Genomic DNA, 21,434 nt, shown 5'->3' with positions numbered 1-21,434 from the left:
TGTTCAATACCTCAGAAACAACTTACGCTGCATCTTCTATTCCAATAGATAAACTGGCACCACCTTAACTATAAGATGGTGCCGGTTTCGTTATTCCTAGCTTACTACCCGCAAAATTTGACAAAGGCTACAGGAAAGAAAATAATTTTACCAAAATCCAGGTCAGCGGATTGGCTCCGTCGCACAAGGAAGAAATGGAAGTGGCGTTGGCCGGGAATTTAAAGGCGGCGTCAATAGCGGCCGTGGTATGCAGTGCGCTAATGTTGGTGGCAATCAATAGTCCTACGGCAATTACGATAGCACCAATAATAACTGACCGGAACACATTACCGCGGCAGACGGGAGCGACCATGGCCACCATAAACGGAATGGTTGCCAAATCACCAAATGGCAGCACCCGGTTGCCCGGAATAATAATAGCCAGAAGGATGCAGATAGGCACCAATATAATAGCGGTGGTAATCGCAGCCGGGTGGCCTACGGCAATAGCCGAATCCAGTCCGATATAAAATTCCCGCCCGGAGAAGCGTTTCTGGAAGAATATTCTGGCCGCTTCGGAAACAGGCATCAAGCCTTCCATTAACACCTTAACCATTCGTGGCATTAAGAACATGACTCCGGCCATTGCCATGGCTAACTGCAGAATTTCTTTTATACCGAAGCCGGCAAAGCCGCCCAGAGCGGCACCCAGCACCAACCCCAGAATGACCGGCTCGCCAATCACGCCAAACTTTTCCTGGATTACATCGGTATCCAGATCAATCTTATTTAACCCAGGTATTTTATCGAAAAGTGCATTTAAGGGAATAGCAATCGGCACATAGGCTGCTGAAAACCCATGAGGCAGCGAAATGCCTGGGATACCGTAGAATTTCTGGATCATCGGCGCCGTCCAGTCGCCCAGCTTTAATACAATAACTACGTTAATGGCTGCCGCAATACAACCCATTAAAAAACTGCCGGTCAATACATTGACCATGGCTCCGGTGAAAGCGAAATGCCAGAAGTTCCATAGGTCGACATTCACGGTTTTCGTCGTCCGGGTCAACAGCATGATGAAGTTAACGGCCAGGCCAATAGGAATGATAAATGCACCAACTTTGGAGGCAAAGGCAATCCCTGCCGCCGCCGGCCAGCCTACATCAATCACATTAAGCTCGATGCCCATTTTGGTGACCATACCTTGGGCGGCCGGACCAATGCTATTGACTAACAAACCAATAACTAAATTAATACCGATAAACCCCACTCCAATGGTAATCCCGGAACGAAAAGCCTGACCGGGCTTCTGCCCAAGTCCCCAGCCCAATAAAAAGATAATAATGGGTAACATAACGGTAGCGCCGAGGTCCAAAATAAACTTAATTGCGTCCATTCATTACACCTCCAAAATATTATAAAACCATTAACGATAACCACCCGGAGAATTGCCGCAACGCTTACTATCCCGGGGTATCTTTAGCGCAGATGCTCCGCAATCTGATCCAAAACTTCTTCCTCACCGATACCGGTAATAAGATTGATGGCACTGATGACCGGAACAGAAAGCTTATTATTCACAAATGTTGTCGACACAACCAAGTCGATATTGGCCGCATGGCTGGCCAATTCAATGATTTTGCACTGAAAAATATCCGCGGTAACGCCCCGCTTTTGCAGTCCCTTCTTGACTTTTTCCGCAACAATCGTTGACGTAGCAATTCCTGTACCGCAAACAATCGCAACACGTTTACTCATGAATTTCACCTCCTTATATGGATTTTGTCCGTCAGGCTCCTATTTGCAATGCCTGGTTAAGCAGCGATACCGCCTGTTCCCGCTTCACGGTCTTACGTAAGTTACGCAGCAGAGTGTGGTTTTGAAAGAGAGAGGAAAGTTTTTGCAGCATATTGATCTGCTCTTGCGGTTCCTTGATCGCCAGCATGAAAATAATCTCCGCCTCGACAATCTGATTCGGGTTTCCCATCATCTGAAACAATACCGGTTTTTTCAAAATACCGATGGATACAGCGGCCCTATTCACATGAACGGCATCGGTATGGGGAATGGCCACTCCGATTTCAGCCGCCGGCAAGCCGGTGGGATAGTGGATTTCCCGTTCTTGAATAGCCTGGATATACGATTCTTGCACATATCCCTGACGGAATAAATTGCTGCTCATTGTTGCCAATACTTCACACCGGGTACTGGCTTCAATCCCTACCAGAACCAATTCCGGCACCAAAGCAAAAGCTTCTTTTCCATTCATTGGACTCATCCCTTCTCCCCATAGTTGTGCACTGCTGCTATAAATTGCTCGGGTGTTTTTACCTGCTGAACCGCCGATAAAAAATCCTGAGAACAAATAAGACTGTATAACTCTTTAATCATCGTCTGACACTCCTCGGTTAAGGCCAGCATATAAACAAGCTGAACCGGTTTGCCGTTCCAATCAATCGGGGTTGCAAGTTTAGCAATAGCAAGCCCCGGTTTTTTTACAAAAGAAGGGTCTGTGTGAGGCATCGCCGCCCCATTCCCCATATAGGTAGGACGCAAAATCTCTCTTTGATAAACGCCTTCCAAAAAATTTTCATGCACATGTTGCTGCCCGATCAATAAATCGCTTAAGCTTTGCAACACCGCTTCTTTCCCCTGTACAGCAGGATGCACCAGCACAAGCTCAGGCACCAGCAATTCTTGCAGGGTATATTCATGGGCTCCTCCGGAATTAGCCGCAACAAAACATCCACCCTCCAGCAGCGCTCTGATTCTTTGAATGCCATCACCTTTGACAAGTTCCTCAATAGAAATAAAAGCCACCTGCGGTAAGGCCGGGTCCACCGTTCCGATAACGGCAAGCACCGCTTTCGTTCGTTGTACATCCTGAATAACCTGGTGCAAATTCCCCTGAATAGCGCCAAACGACATAATTTCAATTTGTTCAGGCAGCTCCGGCAGCAATGATTCAATCAATTCCTTAACTTTCAAGGCCGCCCCCTCACCGGTAATGCAAACAGTTATCAGCACTTTAGGCTTAGTTTGCGATTTATCCTTTTTAAGCCCCAGCCGGGAAACATAACGGGGGTTTTCCTCCAATGAGCCGGCCAGTTCATCCAGTGTCATTTGCTGTAGCGCGGCCTTGCGCACCGCTTCAATGGCCAGTACGGTATCCACCCGCGAGATTACCCTTGTCTTAATGCCTGTCTTTTGAGTAACCAATTCCCCAAAGGTAACAAGCGATCCCATATCAACTAAGAGCAGGACCCCTTTTCCCTCGTCTGCCGACTTTGCCATATCCAAAACCCGTTCCAGTGCGTTTTCCGGGCTTTCATCCAATGACATTTCCACACTCTTGGCATGCACAACACCTAACAGCCGGTTGGCAACGTCAGCCATTCCTTCGGCAACATGGCCATGAGAAATAATCACAATACCTACTCGGCCTTCTTCCAGTCGTTCCGTCTGGTTGGCAAAGGTCACCAGATACATAGCCACAAACCCGATTTCATCCTCGGGAAACCGCAATTGCAATTCCTTCTCCATGATCGAAACCATTTTTTGCGCCGTTTCATATTCATGGCGGTGCTCTTTCTTTATCGTCTGCAAATGGGGATTGACGACCATCCGCCCTTCTTCCAAACGATCCAGCGTCGTTTTCAAATGAATCGCCAGACAATAGAACAGTTTGTCCCCGGCGAGCTGCAATTCAGGGGATAGCAGCTTCTGGATTTTTTCACACACATCAAACACTTGTTGCCCGACAATTTTCACCAGATCAGTTTTTAAAACCGGCCGGACATTGGTTTCAATATGTTTGATGATTGTTTTAAAACGAACCTCCAGTTCATCACCAATGATGCAATTGATGGTTTCGTCGCTCATATTTTTGTTTTGCAAATCCTGATAGCGCTCTTCAATATACTGATAAATGGACGACGAGAGGGAATATATATTTTCCGTCTCCTTCGCTTCCTGAACGGTATGGTCGGGATGGACAATAAGCTTTCCCTTGATTAGCTGTTCAATATCCTGACGATTTTGAATCTTTAACAGGCCTTTACGCGCATAGGCCGGCAAATCCTCAGCGGTAATACGGATTATGTTCTTCTGATTGATTACATGGTTCAAAAAAGCTCGCGCGCAGGACACCTGAATGACGCTTAATAATTGTCCAATATTGCCCGGACACTCGAACAGCAGTAAGGCCCGTAGGGTTTCCGCATCAATCTCGATTGAGTTTTTTGTCCGCATGGCTTCCAGGGCGAAAAAGGCCGATATCAGCTCAAAGCGTTCATTAAATGGACGGACTGCCAAAGAAGGAATTTCAATCAACATGGGAATGCGGCGGCGAAAGGTGATGAGCAGCGAAGAGTCCGGGTTTTCCGTAGTTGCCGCGATGATCATAACCGACGCGTGTCGGACCAATTCGGTCTCGCCTAAGCGGCGAAAACAATTTTTATCCATTAGATAAAATAAAAGTTCCTGTCCCTCCGGCGGTAAACGATGAACTTCATCTAAGAATAAAATCCCGCCATTCGCCTTTTCAACCAGTCCTTCCTTATCGGCTGCCGCACCGGTAAAAGCACCGCGGATATAACCGAATAGCTGAGCCATCAGCAATTGCGGGTTATTAACATAGTCAGCGCAGTTAAAGAAAACAAACGGCGCCTGCCGCGAAATCCGCTGTACACTTTTGGCGTATTGATACATGGCTTCGGCCAAATCGCTTTTTCCGACTCCCGGTTCTCCCAAAATCAAGGTATGAAGACCTTTGGGCGGATAGAAAATGGCAGCTTTGGCCTGTTCAATAATGGTTTTCAAACTACCCTGCCAACCGATAAAATGGGCAAACACATCACTGGTTATGTTTGTTCCCTCCGGCTGCTTCGCGCCTGCCAGCACTGCTTCCTCTCGCACCAATTGGGCCGGCTGCGTTTTTTTCTGCGGTACCTGTTCGCATTCTTTACGGTATTCGCGAATCGCAAACCGCGAAATGTCAAAGCCGCCGCTTCGCAAATGCTGTGTCAGATCCCGTTCGGAGATCTGCGGACTTTTTTGCAATATGTTCTTTAATGCGGCCATCAGAACAGGTTTTCGCCGCGTACGTGAATCAGCAATACCATATTGCCGCCGCAAGCCCGTAACCTGCTCTCTTTTCATCCCCAGCAATTGCGCAAGCTGTTCGTCAGTATACGGTTTTTTCTTATCTTCCGTTGCAAGCAGCTGATCAAGTGATTCTTTCATATGCCCCTCCACTCTTATTTAATAGCATAAACCATGCCAAGCAAGGTATATATTGTAGACTGCTGATTTCACCGCACTCAGGCGCCCTCTACTTATTACAAAGTATACCAATCATCGACAAAACATACCATACCATCTCAAAATATACCAGGTCTGGTCCGTTTATCGGGAAAGTGTAAATTGTATCGTTTTATTATGATATAAAATGAATGGTAACAATGAAAAACATCTGTTTTATTAATTTACAAATTTGTACTATACTCATACTATCGGATTAGAAAACAGCAAATCGCTTCCGTAAAAGAACACTTGTAATAAAACAATCACTATAAGGATTTATTCAAAACATCCCCGTTTTCTCCCATATTTTATCTAATATGACTCTGCAAAAGCCTTAAGGAGGTTTTATCTATGAAAGAACTTGGTTTTATCGGCTGCGGCCATATGGGTGAGGCTATGGTGGCCGGCGTATTGAAAAGCGGCTATTTAACAGGCAGCGACATTCTCGTACATACCGGCCGTCCGGAAAGCCAGGAAGCGCTGCACCAAAGCTACGGAATCCAAACAGCCAGGACTAATTGTGACGTTGCCCGGCAGGCAAAGCTTTTGCTGCTTGCTGTCAAACCTAACATGTATGCTGCTGTTATCGGCGAAATCCGCGAAAGTATCCAGGAAAACTCAATCATTATCACCATTGCCCCCAGCTATTCTATCGCAGCAATACGCGCCGCCTTTGGCAAGCCCTTGAAAGTGGTGCGGGCCATGCCCAATACCCCGCTTATGGTTGGCTGCGGCATGTCCGGCATCACCTTCTCGGATAATATTACAGAAGTAGAAAAGCAAAATGTTCACAAACTCTTCAATAGCTCCGGTACAGCAATAGAAGTGAAGGAAGACCTGATGAGCGCCGTCGGTTCTGTCAGCGGCTCATCACCGGCATTTGTCTATATGTTGATTGAGGCTATGGCGGATACCGCCGTGGCCTTGGGCCTTTCCCGCAAAGATTCCTATTTGTTCGCTGCTAAAGCCGTCGAAGGCGCCGCCAAAATGGTGCTGGAAACTGGCGAGCACCCCGGAGCATTGAAAGATGCAGTCTGTTCGCCTGGCGGTACAACAATTGAAGGAGTACTGGCCCTTTCTGCCAATGGCTTTAGAGGAAACATCGCTGAAGCCATGCTTCGCTCGGCCAATAAATTCCGTGAAATGGAGAACGCTCAGAAATAACCACAATAAGCCAGCCGAAACCGGCTGGCTTATTCATTTACTTCTAACTTTCTCTGTTATTTCCCTAAAACCTGTATATAGATATTCCGATTACGCGCTCTATTCTGATCCCAGTCAACAAAATAGATGTAGCCAACCGTTCCGGTCATTAGCTTTCCGCCACGAATCACAAAGGTTTCACTGGAACCAAGCAAGGTTGCTTTGAGATGAGCATCAGTGTTTAACAAGGTTCCGGGATCAGGAGGATAGTTCGGATCATTTAGGCCCATGGCAAATTCGGTATGTTTAGGACCCGGGCTGCCATACTGTCCTTCCGTCACACAACGGGGAATAATTTTATCCAAAATTCTATTCAGATCTACCTGGATTACTTCATCACCGTTAAAATTCCGGTCATGCATATATTCCTCAAAAAAAACGGAACAGGTAGTGTGAGGAGTACTTACTACTACAATACCCTCCTGCACTTTGCTTTCGGCAATGATTCGGCGGACCTCTTCGGTAATTTCATGGTAAGACGGACGATTTCCATTCGATTTGACCACTAAAGTATCTCCATGTACGATCATGACAATTCAATCCTTTCTTTTTCTGTTCTTTTTAATGCCTTTATCATTTCAAGAATCTTTTCTTTTCGATTGGGAGCATTTAATATGCCACTGGTGCCACCGCTGCCGTCGGCTCCCTGCGTAATTACCCGGTACACATCATCACCGGTACTTACACCGGCCGCCTGGATAATTAATATGGAAGAATCAATCGCCTTCACCGCTTCGTTGGTTTCAAGAATATAGCTGTCATCACTGGTGTGTCCTGTACCGATTAAACTGGTCGGCTCACAAATGATCACATCCGGTTTAAGCTGCGCCACAGCTTTACATTGCGCTATACTGTCGGCACATACGATTGTAATGATCCCTAATTCATCGGCCCGTCTCATAGCTTTATCTAAATTGGCCATCGTTAGCGGACATTCCGCGTGATTTAATACCACCGCTGCAACTCCGGCATGTTTCAATGCCTCCGGCAAAACATGCCCCATGCCTCTGCCCGGGACGATTCCATCCATATGCTGAGCCGTAACAATGAGCTGAGAAGTGTGCTGAACAATAGCCGGAATATCAACTAACTGAGCAGTAAACATAACATCTATGTTGTACTCCTTGGCCAATTGGTCGGCAATTTTAGCTAATTCCAAGCTCTCTTCCCCATAGATATAAGATTTCGGATTAATAATCAGAAAAGGAGCCTTTATCTTGCGTTTATTCATAGCTTTTCCTCTTTTCCCGGTATTTTCTTAAAATCGGTCCATGTAAGAAATAGGCACCGGTTATTTCTTGGTTGCAAAAACAGCATAATAATGTCTCAAGCATTTTTGCACGCCTGCTTTGGCAGAAGTCTTTACCTTCAGGTAATGATCGGGCTTTTGTTCCTGGATTTCATTCATGGCTGCATTAAGGAAATCAGAAAAAATATTAATTTTTGTTATTCCATTCAAGGCGCATCGGTTCAGGTTTTCATCCCCCGATGAAGATCCGCCATGCAAGACCAAGGGCGTATCAATAGCTGCCGCGATTTCCCGTAACCGGTCAAAGTTAATTTCCGGAACGCCCTTATACATACCATGAGCGGTACCAATGGAAATAGCCAGCGAGTCAACGCCTGTTGCTTCCACAAATCGGCAGGCATCATCTACGGTAGTATATTCTGACTCGGTCAACTGGTGATTTTCATAGTTCTCGCCTGAGCCGACATGTCCGATTTCGGCTTCTACCACAACACCCCGCGCATGGGCATAAGCCACGATTTCCTTGGTCTTTTTTACATTGAGAGCAAAATCATCCTGCGATGCATCAATCATCACGGATGAAAAGCCCAAATCAACCGCTTTTTTTATAACAACCGGAGTAATTCCATGATCCAGATGCAAAACCACCGGAACTTTAGCGTTTTCCGCATATTTCTTGCCAATCATAGCTGCATCTTCCAATGATATGCTGTCGCCAATATGACTTTCCGCTAAAGCCAGAATTAACGGCAATTCAAGTTCTTCGGCTACTTCTACATGCCATTTCAACCAATCCACATCAATGAAGTTCGGTGCCGGAATAGCAAACTTCCCCTGCTGCGCTTTCTTGAATAAATCCTTAGACGTAACTAACACTTGCTTTCCCTCCCAACCCCATTTGAACATATGATCAATTCAATAGACAAATGTTCACTTGATGGTAAAAAATAAAATGGCCATAAGTGAAACGCGCTCTCTTATTTACCACTTGCTTTGATTTGTTTGAACTTTTGTTTATATAATTGGTCAAATGTTCATTTCAGGGGTAAAAATAAAACGGATGATCATCCATGGCTATAGCATAGTCTTTATCAGCCTATTTGTCAATATAATAATTGAACTTTTCCGAAATAACCGACTATTCCACCCCATCAAGCTTGGCGTTGACCTCTTCCACAAACTTTCTCCGTTGCAACTCCATCAGGATTTTCTCCGGGCCTCCCTGCAATACTTATGATTGCCAATTAATTCACTCATCCAATAACTGCCCCCTTCTCCTTGCCAATATAAATAATGCCTTATATAATAACTCCGTGAAGTACTGCTGCGGTTATCGTATTGCCAACATCAGTTGAGCGCCTTTCCATTTTTTAATAAAATAAGCTTAAATCAAACCGAAGGGTAACAGCTTGTTACCCCTGAAAGGATTTAGAAATGAAGATCGGCTTGGTACGTCACTTTGAGGTTGCACATCAACCTTCAAGTAATCTTAAATTAATGACACCTACTCAACTTAAAGAGTGGCTACATGAATATGAACTGTCCGATGTTAAAGACTGTCTGCTTGAACCCGACAAAGGTATATGGGAAACATGTTACTCCAGCGATTTGCCGCGAGCAATAAAAACCGCTCAAAAATTGTTTGCTGGAGAAATCATTGAAACAAAGGCTTTGCGGGAACTTCCTATCTTTCCGCCTACTAACATAAACTTTAAACTGCCGGTCGTATTATGGCTATTTTTAGGAAGAATAGCCTGGATGCTATCACATAAATCACAAGTAGAAAGTAAGGCAATGCTCAAAGAAAGAGTAAAATACATTGTGGATGAAATAATCTTAAAAAATGATCAGGATATTCTTATTGTAAGTCATGGATTTTTAATGATATTTTTGCGAAAGGAACTTTTAAAGCAAGGCTTTCGAGGGCCAAATTTTAAAAAGGCAGTCAACGGAGAGATTTATGTATTCGAGCAAGAAACCTATACTTAACGTGCCTCAACTTTCTAATATACCCGCCAGCCATCTATTTTGAGGCAATTCCTTGATGGATTTTTTGATGCTATGCATAAGCTATCATCACCTGAACCTTATGCAGCATGGCTTCTATTAAGACTGGTGTAGCATGAAATCATAATGGTTATTTTTTTACGGAGGCTGCAACTCCTCCAAATGCAAACAAAGAACTCAACGACAGAAACTTTTTACTCAGGCTCTTCCGTTCTGCTAAAATATGTATTTACCGTTTGCCTTTAATCTGACTAAAATATAATCAGTAATAAAATATTCAGGTATGAAAAGAGAGGATCGCTATGAAATTTATCTACACCGATGGCCGCAACCAAGACTTCGTCAAGCTCTGCCAATTGTTAGATGACTATCTGAATGAGCTTGCCGGAGGAGAGGCAAACCGGCAACAGTATATTCCCTATAACACGCTTGATGCCATTCGTGATGTGGTTTTAGCTTACGACGATAGCAGCAGCCCTATTGGCTGCGCCAGTTTTAAGTTTTATGATAATAAGGTTGCTGAGGTTAAACGAGTTTTCGTAAAAAGCGAGTATCGCGGCAAGGGAATTTCCAAAGAATTAATGCGCTTACTGGAAGCCCGGGCCAAAGAAAAAGGCTATAACATATTACTATTAGAAACAGGCGCTTCTCTGGTTGAGGCTATGGGTTTGTACCGTAGCTTAGGCTATGGCATAATGCAAAACTATGGTCAATACAAGGATTTACAAGAGTCGATTTGTATGCAAAAAAACCTATCGTAACCTTTCAGCATAAGCTCCAGGGCGTTCTTTTAACCTCCCGCCATGGCATAATCAAGAGAGATCAACGGGGAAAAAGCCATTGATCTCTCTTATTAGGTCTTTATGATATTACTTTTAGAATTCCAATCATCCATTCACGTTAGGGCTCCGGCTACAACACGTTCCAAGAGCCAAATGGTTAACGCCGCTTACCAAAAATACGCAAAAGATAGAGAAATAAATTGATAAAATCAAGGTATAAGGTTAATGCCCCAAGTACAGCAAACTTGCCGACACTTCCCTCGTCATTCAGTTGATGAGCTATTTCTTTTAACCGTTGCGTATCATACGCTGTTAAACCAACAAAGATTAAAACTCCAACATAGGTTAGTATCCACATTAAAGCAGAACTTTGTACGAATAGATTAACCAGAGATGCAATTACAAGTCCGATTAAGGACATAAAAAGAAGGTTACCCCACTTGCTTAAATCCGCTTTTGTTAAATAACCATAAATCGTCATTGCCCCAAAAGTTCCGGCAGTAATGAAGAAAACACTGGCAATCGAGCCATGGGTGTAACGCAAAAATATCGATGCCAGCGTTAACCCATTCAATGCGGAATACACAAAAAACAAAAAGCTGGCAGCTGTTGCACTGAGTGACTGAATCGAATTGCCCAGAGCAAAAACAATGCCTACTTCCGCCAAGAGCAATCCATAAAAGACTAATTTGCTGCCAAAGATCAAACTGAGCAGAAAGTGTGAGTGAGCGGTATAAAAAGCAAGTACGCCTGTCGTCAACAGCCCGAACATCATCCAGCCGTAAACCTGCATAAAAAAACTTTGTACGAGCACTGCTGTCTGACTGCCAGTTGTGTGGTTATACGGAGAAGGGATATTTTGCATTCCTGCTAACACTCCTTTAATCCTAAATATAGGTAAATTTACTATACTATAGAATATTTATCTTTGCAATGGCGTGACTCTCTACATTCAAATATGTATTACCTCTTTCAAAATGATTTTTTTCTGAAACACAGCTCAGGTATTGCATTTCTTACCTTGCAGGGAAATACTACCTTGTGACGAATTCGGTATATATCAAATACAGAACATCCAAAAACCACGAGGAGGTTGTTTCAACTGAATATTTTTCTCAATCTATTTAGAAAAAACGGAGTTTTCTCATTTACCGGAAGAATCAATCGGTCTAAATATATCATCAGAAGTCTCATTTTCTTATTAATGTGTATTGGGAATATGTTTCTTATGTTAGGCACGTTTCATCTGTTGGGCGATAAGCCCATTTCCTGGATCATTGTAATAGCAGTGGGCTTCTTCATTATTCTTTATAGTCTGGCCAACTCAATAAAGCGACTCCACGACCTAAATCTATCGGGACTGTGGATTTTACTCTGGATAGTACTCATTGGCCTAATAAGTAATTTTTTAGGTTATTCAACAGCAAAATTAACAAATAATATTATCTCCTTTATTATCTGGGTAATTATGATCTCTCTGCCAGGATCACCAGGCCCTAATAAATACGGAGAAGATCCCTTATCCACGACTCCACCAACAGCATAAAGGAAAAGACACAGCTCGTCTTAACACAAGCTGTGTCTTTTTTTATAAATAAGCACCAAGACGCAAAAAAGCATCTGCAGCAAGGCCACAGATGCCTGAATTTCTTATGGTGCGCCCGGCAGGAATCGAACCTGCGCACCCGGTTCCGGAGACCGGTGCTCTATCCCCTGAGCTACGGGCGCATAAAACATTCATTTAAAGACGAATATTATTATAACATATCGAATATAGGTTGTCTATTTATTTTCAAAAATAAATTCAAGAAATTTATGTATATTACTCTTACGGCAATATCTAACAGCAGGGCCGGTGATAACCGGCCCTGCTTCCTGTTTCCTATCGGCTGATTTCGTCTAACGTCTTGCCTTTCGTCTCCTCACCGGCCAGCCATACCGTTACCGCTACCAGTAGCATGACCGCGGTAAACATGGTAAAGATCATTTGAAAACCGCCTTGTCCCTGCAGCATGAAGCCCACAATGGTAGGCGCCAATATTCCGCCAATCCGTCCAACGGCTGCGGCCCAGCCGGAGCCGAAAGCTCTTACCCGGGTAGGATAGAGCTCAGGCGTATAGGTATAAACAACACCCCAGGCTCCCAAATTGAAGAACGACATCAAACTGCCCCACAAGAGTACCACGCCCGGCGTACCGCCCTGTCCGAAGAAAAAAGCTGCCACCGCACTGAGTGCCAGAAAACCGCCCAATGTCGCCTTCCGGCCAATCCGGTCCACCAGATAGGCTGCGGCAAAATAGCCGGGCAATTGAGCAAGCGTCATAATCAGCACATACTCAAAAGTTTTAAGCACTGTATAGCCCTGTCCCACCATCAACGAAGGCAGCCAGGTAAAAATACCGTAATAGGAATATACAATGCCAAACCAGATGATCCATAAAACCAGCGTCCGTTTAAAAAATTCGGGCGCCCATATATCCGAAAAAGCATTGCGCTTGGCCGGCTCCGACGGTGGAGCTATCATTTCGTTCACCGGCGTCAAACCAGACCGGCGCTCAATACCACAGACAATATCATGGGCTTCTTTGATCTTGCCTTTGTCCAGCAAATACCGGACCGACTCGGGTACCCAATTCCACAGATAAAATACATAAAGTGCCGGCACCGCACCGATAAAGAATGCCATTTGCCAACCATAATGCGGAATGAGTAAATAAGCAATCAACGCCGCTGCCAACCAGCCCACTCCCCAGAAGCTTTCTAAGAGAACAATAAACCGCCCCCGTTTATCCGGCGGCGCATATTCACTAACCAACGTCACCGCTACTGGCAATTGCCCCCCCAGGCCGAAACCAACCAGAAACCGCAGTACGACAAGAGATGCAAAGTTCCAGGCAATCCCGCACAGCCCTGTCGCGATACTATAGAGAATTAACGTAGAGGCAAACATTTTTTTCCGGCCGATCCGGTCGGCAGCCGAACCGGATAAAACAGCCCCCAGGGCCATGCCGACCAGTCCGGCACTACCGATATAGCCTACCTGCGCGGCGGTAAGGTTCCAGGCCTTCGCCAAGGAAGGCAGCACGAAGGCAATAATCCCCGTGTCCATCGCATCAAACATCCAGCCCAAGCCGGTAATCACAAGCAGCCGGTAATGAAAACTGCCGGCAGGAATTCGCTCCAAACGACTAATAATATCCATAATACCCTTCACCACTCCAAGCTTTACATCTGTCTTGTCACATGTTCATTATAAAGAGTAATCGTACTGTTAGCAAGCACTAAGTTCATAGAATCCGCTCCAGCCGGCACGCATAGCTTCAAATAAAAAGAGCCGACTTCAAAGTTCAGCTCTTTCCCTTCAATCCAGCAGGATCCCTTTGTCATGCAGCTTAGCCTGTATTTTTTGCAATATTTCACCCGTGGGTACTTCTATCGTATGCAGATGAACACCGCCTGTCACAACGGAAATAGGCTCGGCGCCGCTGGCCTCCAGTTTTTCAACAAAATCGACAACATCCTGCCGCGAAGCCAGCATCAAGTTAGCCCTGATTTCACCATATACCGGATGTTCTACAATAACATTCAGTACTTTTGCTCCATAGTCCACCATAATTTCCAGTTCTTCTCCCAGCTTGCCGGTCGTATGCCGACAAGCTAAGGTCGCAATCATTCCCTGGGGCTTGGGCCTGGGCAGTACATAACCATTCGGTGTGGCGTACACATGCGCACCAGCCGCCCGTAAAATAGCCATATCGCCAACAATAATCTGACGACTGACTCCCAGCTCTTTGGCTAAAACCGTTCCCTTTAACGGCTCGTCCGATTGCTGCAGCCGTTCCAGCAATCGTTCTCTCCGTTTCTTTGCTTCCATCTTCCCATCTCCTTGCCCTAACCGCACTCCAATATATCATGCTGGTATGTCTTGCTTAATAGTTTAACCACCTCCGGCGAAATTCCTCTTTATCAACGAAAAAAAGCGAATTTGAGGTATTTCCCCAAATTCGCCCGGCTTAGCAAAATGCTTCGGTTTACAAAACCTCGGTTAATGCCATATCCACAGCGCCCTTGACAGTTCCTTCCTTGCTGGTTGTAAACCAAATTTCAGCAGCCCGGTAGGAATTACCCATGGCCCGTTCCTCTACCGTACTACGGATAGTTTCCTCAATAAATTCCTGTGCCTGAGCTAAACCGCCGCCAATAACAACGATTTCCGGATTAAAGGTGTTGAATATATTGGCGATGCCAATTCCCAAATAACGGGCCACCTGCCGCAGCATGAAGATCGCAAGATCGTCCTGCTCTGCCGCCGCTCGATAAATATCGTCAGCCGTAACGTTTTCCAACTCGCCCTGGACCATTTCACTGATCATTGATTTTTGGCCTTCCTTAATAGCCCGCACAACAGAGGAAATGAGTGCCGCTTCCGAAGCCAGCGCTTCCAGACAGCCATAGTTACCGCAACTGCACACCGGACCGGTAACATCAATGATCGTATGACCGATTTCTCCGGCCCCGTTTGTTAACCCCCGGTATAATTCACCGGCAATAATAATGCCGGCACCAATGCCATGCCCGACCTTTACCAGTACCACATTGTCGGTTTCCTTAATAAAATGGTAATAGTATTCGCCCCGGGTCATCGCTTTCACGTCATTTTCGACAAATACAGGTATCCGGAATTTTTCTTCCACAATGGATTTAAGCGGCACATTGCGCCAACCGATTGAGGGAGCATACACGGATATACCGGCAACGGAATTTACCGGTCCGCGCACCACAATACTAATTGCCGCCACCGGCGCCTCCGCTTCCTCAATACAGGCTTTAAGCGATGCCGTCATCCAGTTGATAATGTCATCGGCCGTTAGCTTCTCAATACTATGGGTTCGCTTTTTTATCACTTCTCCGTCGGCATCCGTACGGTATACCTCGATATTCTTCGAGCGGATCAACACCACAATAACTTCCGCAAAACCGGGATTGGTCTTTAGCAGTAACGGCCGTCTGCCGCCGCTGGATTCACCAATCATATATTCGAGAATAAGTCCGGCATCCAGCAGTTTGTTGGCAATATTAATAACCGTAGGAGGCGTTAAATTTGTCAGCCTGGCGATATCAATCCGTGAAATAGGCCCCCGTCGTCTAATGGTATTTAGTACGGTTAAGTCATTGATACTATTGGTAGCTTTACATGGCAACGAGATCACCTGTATACCCCTCCCTTACTGGTTATTAGTATCCCTTGCTGCTAATACCTTAACAACCTCAATTCAGTAAATCCTGGCGGTCTATTTTCTGCATCTCTTCATTATCAGCAGTCAGCATACCCCCAGCATGCCTTCTTTTCCAACTTGTGCTGCGAAAATGACCTCACTATAATCCTATTTAAGGCTGACAAAGTACTAAAAAAACCGGCTTTCACTGACATCTTTCATTTTGTACACTTAAGAAAATAATAAAAAAACAACTTTTTTATTATTTTAAATAAGTTCGTACAATATATTTCTATTCATTTTCATCAATTCCTTCTTTAACAAACTTATTTAATAACATTATTAACGGTTTTACGGATAGTCATCGATGATTTTTTAAACAAAATAAAATGAGCCATCCTCGAGAAGATGACTCCATTTTACTTCCAAATTAGCCTGATTGGCGCGCTGTTAGGCGTTGCTCACCTTGGTTCCTTTTCCATAAACTGCTTCCCAGTCTTCCACAAATTTATTAACACTCCAGTCAGTTAAGGGATGCTTGGTCAGACTGTCAAATACGTCTTCGCTGACCGTTACCGCATGGGCCTTAACCAGGCAGCATTTCTGTACCTGATCAACATTTTTAAAGCTGGCCGCCAGTACCTCGGTAGCAAAGCCAAAAGACTCAAATATATGTGCAATATCAGCGACCACCTGCACTCCGTCGCCGGAAATGTTATCAATCCGGTTTACATAGGGAGCGACATAGTTAGCCCCGGCTCTGGCCGCCATCAGTGCCTGCTGGGCAGTAAAGACGGCTGTAGCCGTAACCTTGACGCCCTTTTCGTGCAACAAGCGCATGGCTTTATACCCTTCCGGAATAACAGGAATTTTAATGAAGGTATTCGCTCCCAGCTTGCTAATAAGATAATTTGCCTCTGTCAGGATTTCCTCTGCTGTCTGACTGAGCACCTGGGCATGCAGCGTCCGATCCGGCCCGATAATCGAGCGAATTTCCTGCAATACCTCCATAAACGGCTTACCGTTCTTGGCCAAAATGCTGGGGTTGGTCGTTACTCCGTCAATCGGGAATAAATCATTAATTTTCTTAATATAAGCGGCATTAGCCGTGTCCAGTAAAATCTTCATGTTCATTTCCTCCTAATTTTTTTTAACAGCAACGTTTCGGTCAGAACCATCCGGCTATATCAGCCTGCCTGAGCCGAATCACGCATTTGCTGAACCAACAGCGCGTAATCGGCATCTTCGCCCCGGAAAATGGACGAGGTTCCGCCAACCAGGACATTGGCGCCGGCCTTTACCGCCGCCGGAATGGTCATACTATTGATATTGCCATCAATCTGAATCAACGGACTAAGGCCCCGTTCTTCGCAAAGTGTGGTAAGTGCTTTAATCTTCCTTAATGTACTGGTTACAAATTTTTGACCGGCAAAGCCCGGATCAACCGTCATAACCAGCACCATATCCACTTCCTGCAGCACATGGGTAATGGCCGACAACGGCGTGGAAGGATTTAAAGCCACAACCGGTTTGACTCCCATTTCTTTAATCATATACAAAGCCCTGTGCAAATGGTGGGTTGCCTCGGCATGGACCGAGATATATTCCGGTTTGCAGCCGGCAAACAGGGGAATATAGCGCTCCGGTTCAAATACCGCCAGATGGATATCCAGCGGAATCTCCGTGTAGGCTCGGATTTCCTCCAGCACATAAGGTCCCATCGCCAGATTGTCCACATAGGAACCGTCCATGACATCACAATGCAGCATGTCTACCTTCGCTTTCGCCAGGCGGTCCAATTCATTGGCCAGTTTTAACTGATTGGCACACATAATGGAAGCGGCGATCTGAATCATCGGCCATCCCTCATTTCCGCTTCCAGCTCACTTAACTGCTGCAGCCGGGGAATAAAGCGGCCGCCGGTAAAAGGTGTATCGAGCCAAAGCGTCGTAATTTCCTCGGCCAGCCGCTGGCTGATAACCCGGCTGCCCATACATAGCACATTAATATTAACATCGCTTTTCGCATATTTGGCGGTAAATAGTTCATTGCAAAGACCGGCTCGCACTCCCGGCACTTTATTGGCGGCAATCGACATGCCCATGCCGGTACCGCAAATCAGAATACCGCCGTCAACTTCCGCCCCTGCCGCCCTTTCTGCCACCGCTTTGGCAATCGGCACATACTCCGCCGGTCTTTCATCCGTATCAGGCCCGCAATCGACAATCTCAATCGACCGGTTGGCTAAAAACTTTTTCAACCCTTCTTTCATCTCATATCCTGCGTGATCAGATCCAATAGCAATTTTCATAGTACAGCCTCCTCTCTTGTCCTGTTTTGCCGTTTATAGCTGTATAGAGCGAATAATATTTTGATAGTCGGCGATATTTTCCTCAGTTTTCCCCCGCTGCAGCAAGGCAGAACCGATCACAATGTTTCGCGCTCCGGCGGTTATGACAGCCTTGATATTTTCCTTATTAATCCCGCCGTCCACCTGAATTTCAAAGCTATAGTTATTTGCTTCTTTAACAGCAGCTAACTGTTCGATTTTTTTATTCATGGCCTCAATATTCTTCTGCCCGCCATAACCGGGATTGACCGTCATAAGCAATATCCGGTCCACCAATTCATACATATATTCGAGCACTTCAATCGGTGTAGCCGGATTGAGCGATACCCCAACCGTCTTGCCGGTCGCCTTAATTATTTGCAACGTCCTGTGCAAATGAGTGCAAGCTTCGGGATGGACCGTAATGGCATCCGCCCCGGCATCGGCAAAGGTCTGAATGTACCGCTCGGGTTTAACAATCATCAGATGTACATCAAATTTCATTGTAGTCAACGGACGAAGCATTTTGATCTGATCCGGTCCAAAAGCGATATTGGGAACAAAGTTTCCATCCATGACATCAATATGCAGAGCTTTAATGCCGCGCTCCTCCAGCGTTTGCAGTTCCTGTGCCAAATGCCCCATATCCGCAGCCAATAGTGAAGGCGATAAAACAATACTCATCGGAAAACCTCCTTATACGTCAATCTATTTTTTCCCGGAGAACTTGTATCTAGCAATCATAATATGACATTACATACTTACATGTACTTACATGATTAAATTGTAGCAGTCTGTGATATGTTTGTCAATTGGCCATAAGCCGTATATAATAAAAACAACATATGCTTACAGGGAGTATGCTATACTATAATTGTTTTTCACAGTATTACTATTTTTAGATGCGTAGGAGGCTAACCTTGGCTCTTGAAAATAAAGAATTAAACAAAAAAGTACCTGTACCGCTTTATTACCAATTGAAGCAATTGCTTTTGGAAGAAATCCAATCAGGCAATTTCCGTGAGAACGACTGCCTCCCCACCGAGATTGAACTGTCCGCAATGTTTAGTATCAGCCGTCCGACAGTACGCCAGGCCATCAATGAACTGGTCAACGAAGGCTACCTATCCCGCTTAAAAGGCAAAGGCACCTTTGTAACGAAACCTAAAATTAATCAGGAGTTCGTCCATATCATCGAAAACTTCAATGAAGGCATGCTCCGCAAGGGTATTAAGCCTAAAACCACGGTCCTGAACCTTAAGGTCACCGAAGCGGACGAGGAACTCGTTCAGGCGTTGGAAGTCGAGCCGGGCGACAAGGTTATCGAGCTGCTGCGTCTCCGCTATGCCAATGATGAGCCTATTGTCCTCGTTAATACCTTTATCCCCTATCACCTATGCCCGGAACTGCTGGAAGTAAATTTAAAAGAAGTTTCTATTTACACCACCTTTGAAAAAAACAGTTTGTTTATCAAGAGGATCCAACGCATTTTTGAAGCCCAGCGTGCCCTGGAAACCGATGCACAGCTTCTGGAAATCAAGGAAGGCGATCCGCTTCTTTATTTTGAAACCAAAGCCTTCCTCCCCAATGGCATGGTCATAGAATTTTCAAAGCTTAAATATCGCGGTGACCGCAATAAGTTTGTCGTGGAACTGGAAAAATAAGAATAGGGCAAGCTAAAACAAGATCACTAATTTTCAAATAAGAAACTGCCAGCCATATCTATAATTGATATGGCTGGCAGTTTCTTATTCCGGCAAGCTAATCGCGCTCCCGGTTTATCTGTTATATTTTTCGTTGACATCCAAATTATTCAAATGTATTATTAGATAAAAAGTTACGAAAGGATAGTTTTATTAGATGAATTCTTTCGATTATAAAATAATCACCCATCTAATGCATCACGCCCGTACAACCTGGGCGGAACTTGGCACCTTGCTGGGCTTATCCGCCCCTGCCGCAGCCGACAGAGTGCACAAGCTGGAAGAACAGGGGGTAATTAGCGGCTATGCGGCATTAGTCAATCCCGAATACGCCGGCTGCGGCCTGGCTGCGATCATATTAATCACGCTGGACAATCCGGCAGATAGACCTACATTCCTAGAGTTGGTAAAGCAGTCGCCGGAAATCATGGAATGCCACCATATAGCCGGTGCGGAAGATTACCTGCTCAAAGTACGCTGCGCCGGAACCCGTGAACTGGAAAAATTAATCAGCCAAGATATCAAAGCTCTGCCAGGCATTAAAACCAGGACAACGATTATTCTTTCAACCCTCAAGGAAACCCCCATCCTTCCCATCAAGCAGCCAGAGGAGTGTTGAAGATGGAATCATCACTTTTTCTTAAAGGAATGTTGTTGGGGTTTTCCATAGCCGCACCTGTAGGTCCGATTGGTCTGCTCTGTATTCAGCGCACATTAACCAATGGCTGGCTATACGGCTTTTTATCCGGCCTTGGCACGGCAACCGCCGATGCAGCCTATGGTTTTATAGCGGCTTTTGGCATAACTGCTGTTTCCGCCTTTTTAATCAGCCAGCAATTTTTCCTGCATCTTTTGGGCGGATTGTTTTTGCTTTATCTGGGCTATACCATCTTTCGAACCCTGCCCGCCGACCCAGCCACTACTTCTTCCACTAAAAATACTCTGAGCGGCTCTTATTCTTCGGCCTTCTTTCTGACATTAACCAATCCTATGACCCTTATGTCTTTCGCTGCCATCTTCGCCGGCCTTGGTGTGCAAACCGGCAGCACCTGGCGTGAAACATATATCCAGCCGGCGTTTATGGTTGGAGGTGTTTTTCTCGGCTCTTTACTGTGGTGGTTATTGCTATGCGGAACTGTCAGCATACTCCGTCCCCGTTTTCAGCAGACCAAACTCCACTGGCTCAACCGTCTATCCGGCCTGGTCATCGGTCTGTTTGGTCTGCTGAGTCTGGCAACGCTCTAATTCTGCCTCTTCCCATTTGCAAGCATCCCCTATTACATAAAAGCTTTTCTTTTCTGGTCCATCCTTCACACAGTCAGGACCACCCGTAAAACGGGTGGCTTGATTACGCCCTATAAGGGCAAGGTACTAGCTGAGTCTCAAGACTCACTGAAAAAGTCCGCCAACCGCATAACCTTTTCAGTCAGCCCCTAAAGGGGCTCTTTTTATGACTTTTTCACGGGCTCACCCGTAAACGGGTCTGTCAATTCCTTCAAACTTAGCTGGTCGACAATTATATCTTCTTGTAACTGCTCTCGGATATATTTTGCTATTGCCTCTTTGTTTCGTCCCACCGTATCCACAAAATATCCTTTGCACCAAAAATGCCTGTTTCCATACTTATATTTTAAATTCGCATGTTTATCAAATATCATCAAC

General features: G+C 45.3%; 23 protein-coding genes and 1 tRNA gene. 7 read left to right on the top strand and 17 right to left on the bottom strand.

Annotated elements, in window-relative coordinates; genetic code table 11:
* Positions 1 to 127: 127 nt before the first annotated feature.
* The 4 genes from F3H20_RS11165 to F3H20_RS11150 form a co-directional block, all read right to left on the bottom strand.
* The gene (locus tag F3H20_RS11165) at positions 128 to 1,375 is read right to left on the bottom strand and encodes a PTS galactitol transporter subunit IIC (protein WP_149735012.1); all 1,248 of its coding nucleotides are present in this window, start codon (positions 1,373 to 1,375) and stop codon (positions 128 to 130) included.
* A gap of 83 nt (positions 1,376 to 1,458) precedes the next feature.
* Positions 1,459 to 1,737, bottom strand: a complete 279-nt coding sequence (locus F3H20_RS11160; RefSeq protein ID WP_149735011.1) for a PTS sugar transporter subunit IIB — start codon at positions 1,735 to 1,737, stop codon at positions 1,459 to 1,461.
* A 31-nt stretch (positions 1,738 to 1,768) separates the two neighbouring features.
* Positions 1,769 to 2,248, bottom strand: coding sequence for a PTS sugar transporter subunit IIA (locus F3H20_RS11155; RefSeq protein ID WP_188128294.1), 480 nt, complete (start codon positions 2,246 to 2,248; stop codon positions 1,769 to 1,771).
* 5 nt (positions 2,249 to 2,253) lie between these two features.
* Positions 2,254 to 5,223 carry a sigma 54-interacting transcriptional regulator gene (locus F3H20_RS11150; RefSeq protein WP_149735009.1) on the bottom strand — a complete coding sequence of 990 codons (2,970 nt, stop codon included), beginning with the start codon at positions 5,221 to 5,223 and terminating at the stop codon, positions 2,254 to 2,256.
* A 411-nt stretch (positions 5,224 to 5,634) separates the two neighbouring features.
* On the opposite strand from F3H20_RS11150, the gene proC reads away from it, so the two are divergent.
* Entirely contained in the window at positions 5,635 to 6,447 is an 813-nt protein-coding gene (proC, locus tag F3H20_RS11145) for a pyrroline-5-carboxylate reductase (protein ID WP_149735008.1), read from the top strand.
* Positions 6,448 to 6,503: 56 nt separating this feature from the next.
* Here proC and F3H20_RS11140 read toward each other — a convergent pair whose 3' ends face one another.
* From F3H20_RS11140 to F3H20_RS11130, 3 genes are read right to left on the bottom strand one after another with little or no spacing between them, the layout of a single operon-like run.
* Positions 6,504 to 7,016: a YjbQ family protein gene (locus F3H20_RS11140; protein WP_149735007.1), complete on the bottom strand. Its 513-nt coding sequence runs from the start codon at positions 7,014 to 7,016 to the stop codon at positions 6,504 to 6,506.
* Positions 7,013 to 7,717, bottom strand: a complete 705-nt coding sequence (locus tag F3H20_RS11135) for a triose-phosphate isomerase (protein ID WP_149735006.1) — start codon at positions 7,715 to 7,717, stop codon at positions 7,013 to 7,015. The genes F3H20_RS11140 and F3H20_RS11135 overlap by 4 nt, the downstream gene beginning before the upstream one ends.
* Before the next feature lie 60 nt (positions 7,718 to 7,777).
* Positions 7,778 to 8,611 carry a class II fructose-bisphosphate aldolase gene (locus F3H20_RS11130; RefSeq protein WP_149735005.1) on the bottom strand — a complete coding sequence of 278 codons (834 nt, stop codon included), beginning with the start codon at positions 8,609 to 8,611 and terminating at the stop codon, positions 7,778 to 7,780.
* A gap of 558 nt (positions 8,612 to 9,169) precedes the next feature.
* Here F3H20_RS11130 and F3H20_RS11125 point away from each other — a divergent pair.
* The gene (locus tag F3H20_RS11125; protein ID WP_149735004.1) at positions 9,170 to 9,724 is read left to right on the top strand and encodes a histidine phosphatase family protein; all 555 of its coding nucleotides are present in this window, start codon (positions 9,170 to 9,172) and stop codon (positions 9,722 to 9,724) included.
* 320 nt (positions 9,725 to 10,044) lie between these two features.
* Positions 10,045 to 10,503, top strand: a complete 459-nt coding sequence (locus F3H20_RS11120) for a GNAT family N-acetyltransferase (RefSeq protein ID WP_149735003.1) — start codon at positions 10,045 to 10,047, stop codon at positions 10,501 to 10,503.
* A 178-nt stretch (positions 10,504 to 10,681) separates the two neighbouring features.
* Here F3H20_RS11120 and F3H20_RS11115 read toward each other — a convergent pair whose 3' ends face one another.
* Entirely contained in the window at positions 10,682 to 11,389 is a 708-nt protein-coding gene (locus tag F3H20_RS11115; RefSeq protein WP_149735002.1) for a Bax inhibitor-1/YccA family protein, read from the bottom strand.
* 228 nt (positions 11,390 to 11,617) lie between these two features.
* Here F3H20_RS11115 and F3H20_RS20455 point away from each other — a divergent pair, with 228 nt between their 5' ends.
* Entirely contained in the window at positions 11,618 to 12,070 is a 453-nt protein-coding gene (locus tag F3H20_RS20455) for a DUF805 domain-containing protein (protein WP_188128293.1), read from the top strand.
* 107 nt (positions 12,071 to 12,177) lie between these two features.
* Here F3H20_RS20455 and F3H20_RS11105 read toward each other — a convergent pair.
* The 8 genes from F3H20_RS11105 to rpe (F3H20_RS11070) form a co-directional block, all read right to left on the bottom strand.
* Positions 12,178 to 12,252, bottom strand: a tRNA-Arg gene (locus tag F3H20_RS11105).
* Positions 12,253 to 12,406: 154 nt separating this feature from the next.
* The gene (locus F3H20_RS11100) at positions 12,407 to 13,726 is read right to left on the bottom strand and encodes an MFS transporter (RefSeq protein ID WP_149735001.1); all 1,320 of its coding nucleotides are present in this window, start codon (positions 13,724 to 13,726) and stop codon (positions 12,407 to 12,409) included.
* A 159-nt stretch (positions 13,727 to 13,885) separates the two neighbouring features.
* Positions 13,886 to 14,398, bottom strand: coding sequence for a transcription repressor NadR (locus F3H20_RS11095; protein WP_149735000.1), 513 nt, complete (start codon positions 14,396 to 14,398; stop codon positions 13,886 to 13,888).
* Between the two features lie 157 nt (positions 14,399 to 14,555).
* Entirely contained in the window at positions 14,556 to 15,734 is a 1,179-nt protein-coding gene (locus tag F3H20_RS11090) for an ROK family transcriptional regulator (RefSeq protein WP_223191733.1), read from the bottom strand.
* 456 nt (positions 15,735 to 16,190) lie between these two features.
* The gene (locus F3H20_RS11085; RefSeq protein WP_149734998.1) at positions 16,191 to 16,868 is read right to left on the bottom strand and encodes a transaldolase family protein; all 678 of its coding nucleotides are present in this window, start codon (positions 16,866 to 16,868) and stop codon (positions 16,191 to 16,193) included.
* Between the two features lie 59 nt (positions 16,869 to 16,927).
* A complete protein-coding gene (gene rpe / locus F3H20_RS11080) occupies positions 16,928 to 17,596 on the bottom strand; it encodes a ribulose-phosphate 3-epimerase (RefSeq protein ID WP_149734997.1) in 669 nt (222 codons plus the stop codon).
* Positions 17,593 to 18,051: a ribose 5-phosphate isomerase B gene (gene rpiB, locus F3H20_RS11075; protein WP_149734996.1), complete on the bottom strand. Its 459-nt coding sequence runs from the start codon at positions 18,049 to 18,051 to the stop codon at positions 17,593 to 17,595. Before rpiB ends, rpe (F3H20_RS11080) begins: the two co-directional genes overlap by 4 nt.
* 33 nt (positions 18,052 to 18,084) lie before the next feature.
* Complete coding sequence (rpe, locus tag F3H20_RS11070) at positions 18,085 to 18,753, bottom strand: ribulose-phosphate 3-epimerase (protein WP_149734995.1); 669 nt, start codon at positions 18,751 to 18,753, stop codon at positions 18,085 to 18,087.
* 236 nt (positions 18,754 to 18,989) lie between these two features.
* Between rpe (F3H20_RS11070) and F3H20_RS11065 the strand changes: the two genes are divergently transcribed.
* From F3H20_RS11065 to F3H20_RS11055, 3 genes are all read left to right on the top strand, one after another.
* Positions 18,990 to 19,733: a GntR family transcriptional regulator gene (locus F3H20_RS11065; RefSeq protein ID WP_223191732.1), complete on the top strand. Its 744-nt coding sequence runs from the start codon at positions 18,990 to 18,992 to the stop codon at positions 19,731 to 19,733.
* Between the two features lie 196 nt (positions 19,734 to 19,929).
* Positions 19,930 to 20,391 (top strand): Lrp/AsnC family transcriptional regulator, encoded by a 462-nt coding sequence (locus F3H20_RS11060; RefSeq protein ID WP_149734993.1) that lies wholly within the window; start codon positions 19,930 to 19,932, stop codon positions 20,389 to 20,391.
* A gap of 2 nt (positions 20,392 to 20,393) precedes the next feature.
* Positions 20,394 to 21,017, top strand: a complete 624-nt coding sequence (locus tag F3H20_RS11055; RefSeq protein ID WP_149734992.1) for a LysE family translocator — start codon at positions 20,394 to 20,396, stop codon at positions 21,015 to 21,017.
* 203 nt (positions 21,018 to 21,220) lie between these two features.
* On the opposite strand, the gene F3H20_RS11050 is transcribed toward F3H20_RS11055, so the two are convergent.
* Positions 21,221 to 21,434 (bottom strand): transposase (locus tag F3H20_RS11050; RefSeq protein ID WP_188128292.1); only part of this gene is annotated, 214 nt, incomplete at its 5' end.

The organism is Propionispora hippei DSM 15287 (genome assembly GCF_900141835.1).
GTDB classification, from domain to species: Bacteria; Bacillota; Negativicutes; order Propionisporales; family Propionisporaceae; genus Propionispora; species Propionispora hippei.
This window is presented reverse-complemented; position numbering and strand designations above follow the sequence as displayed.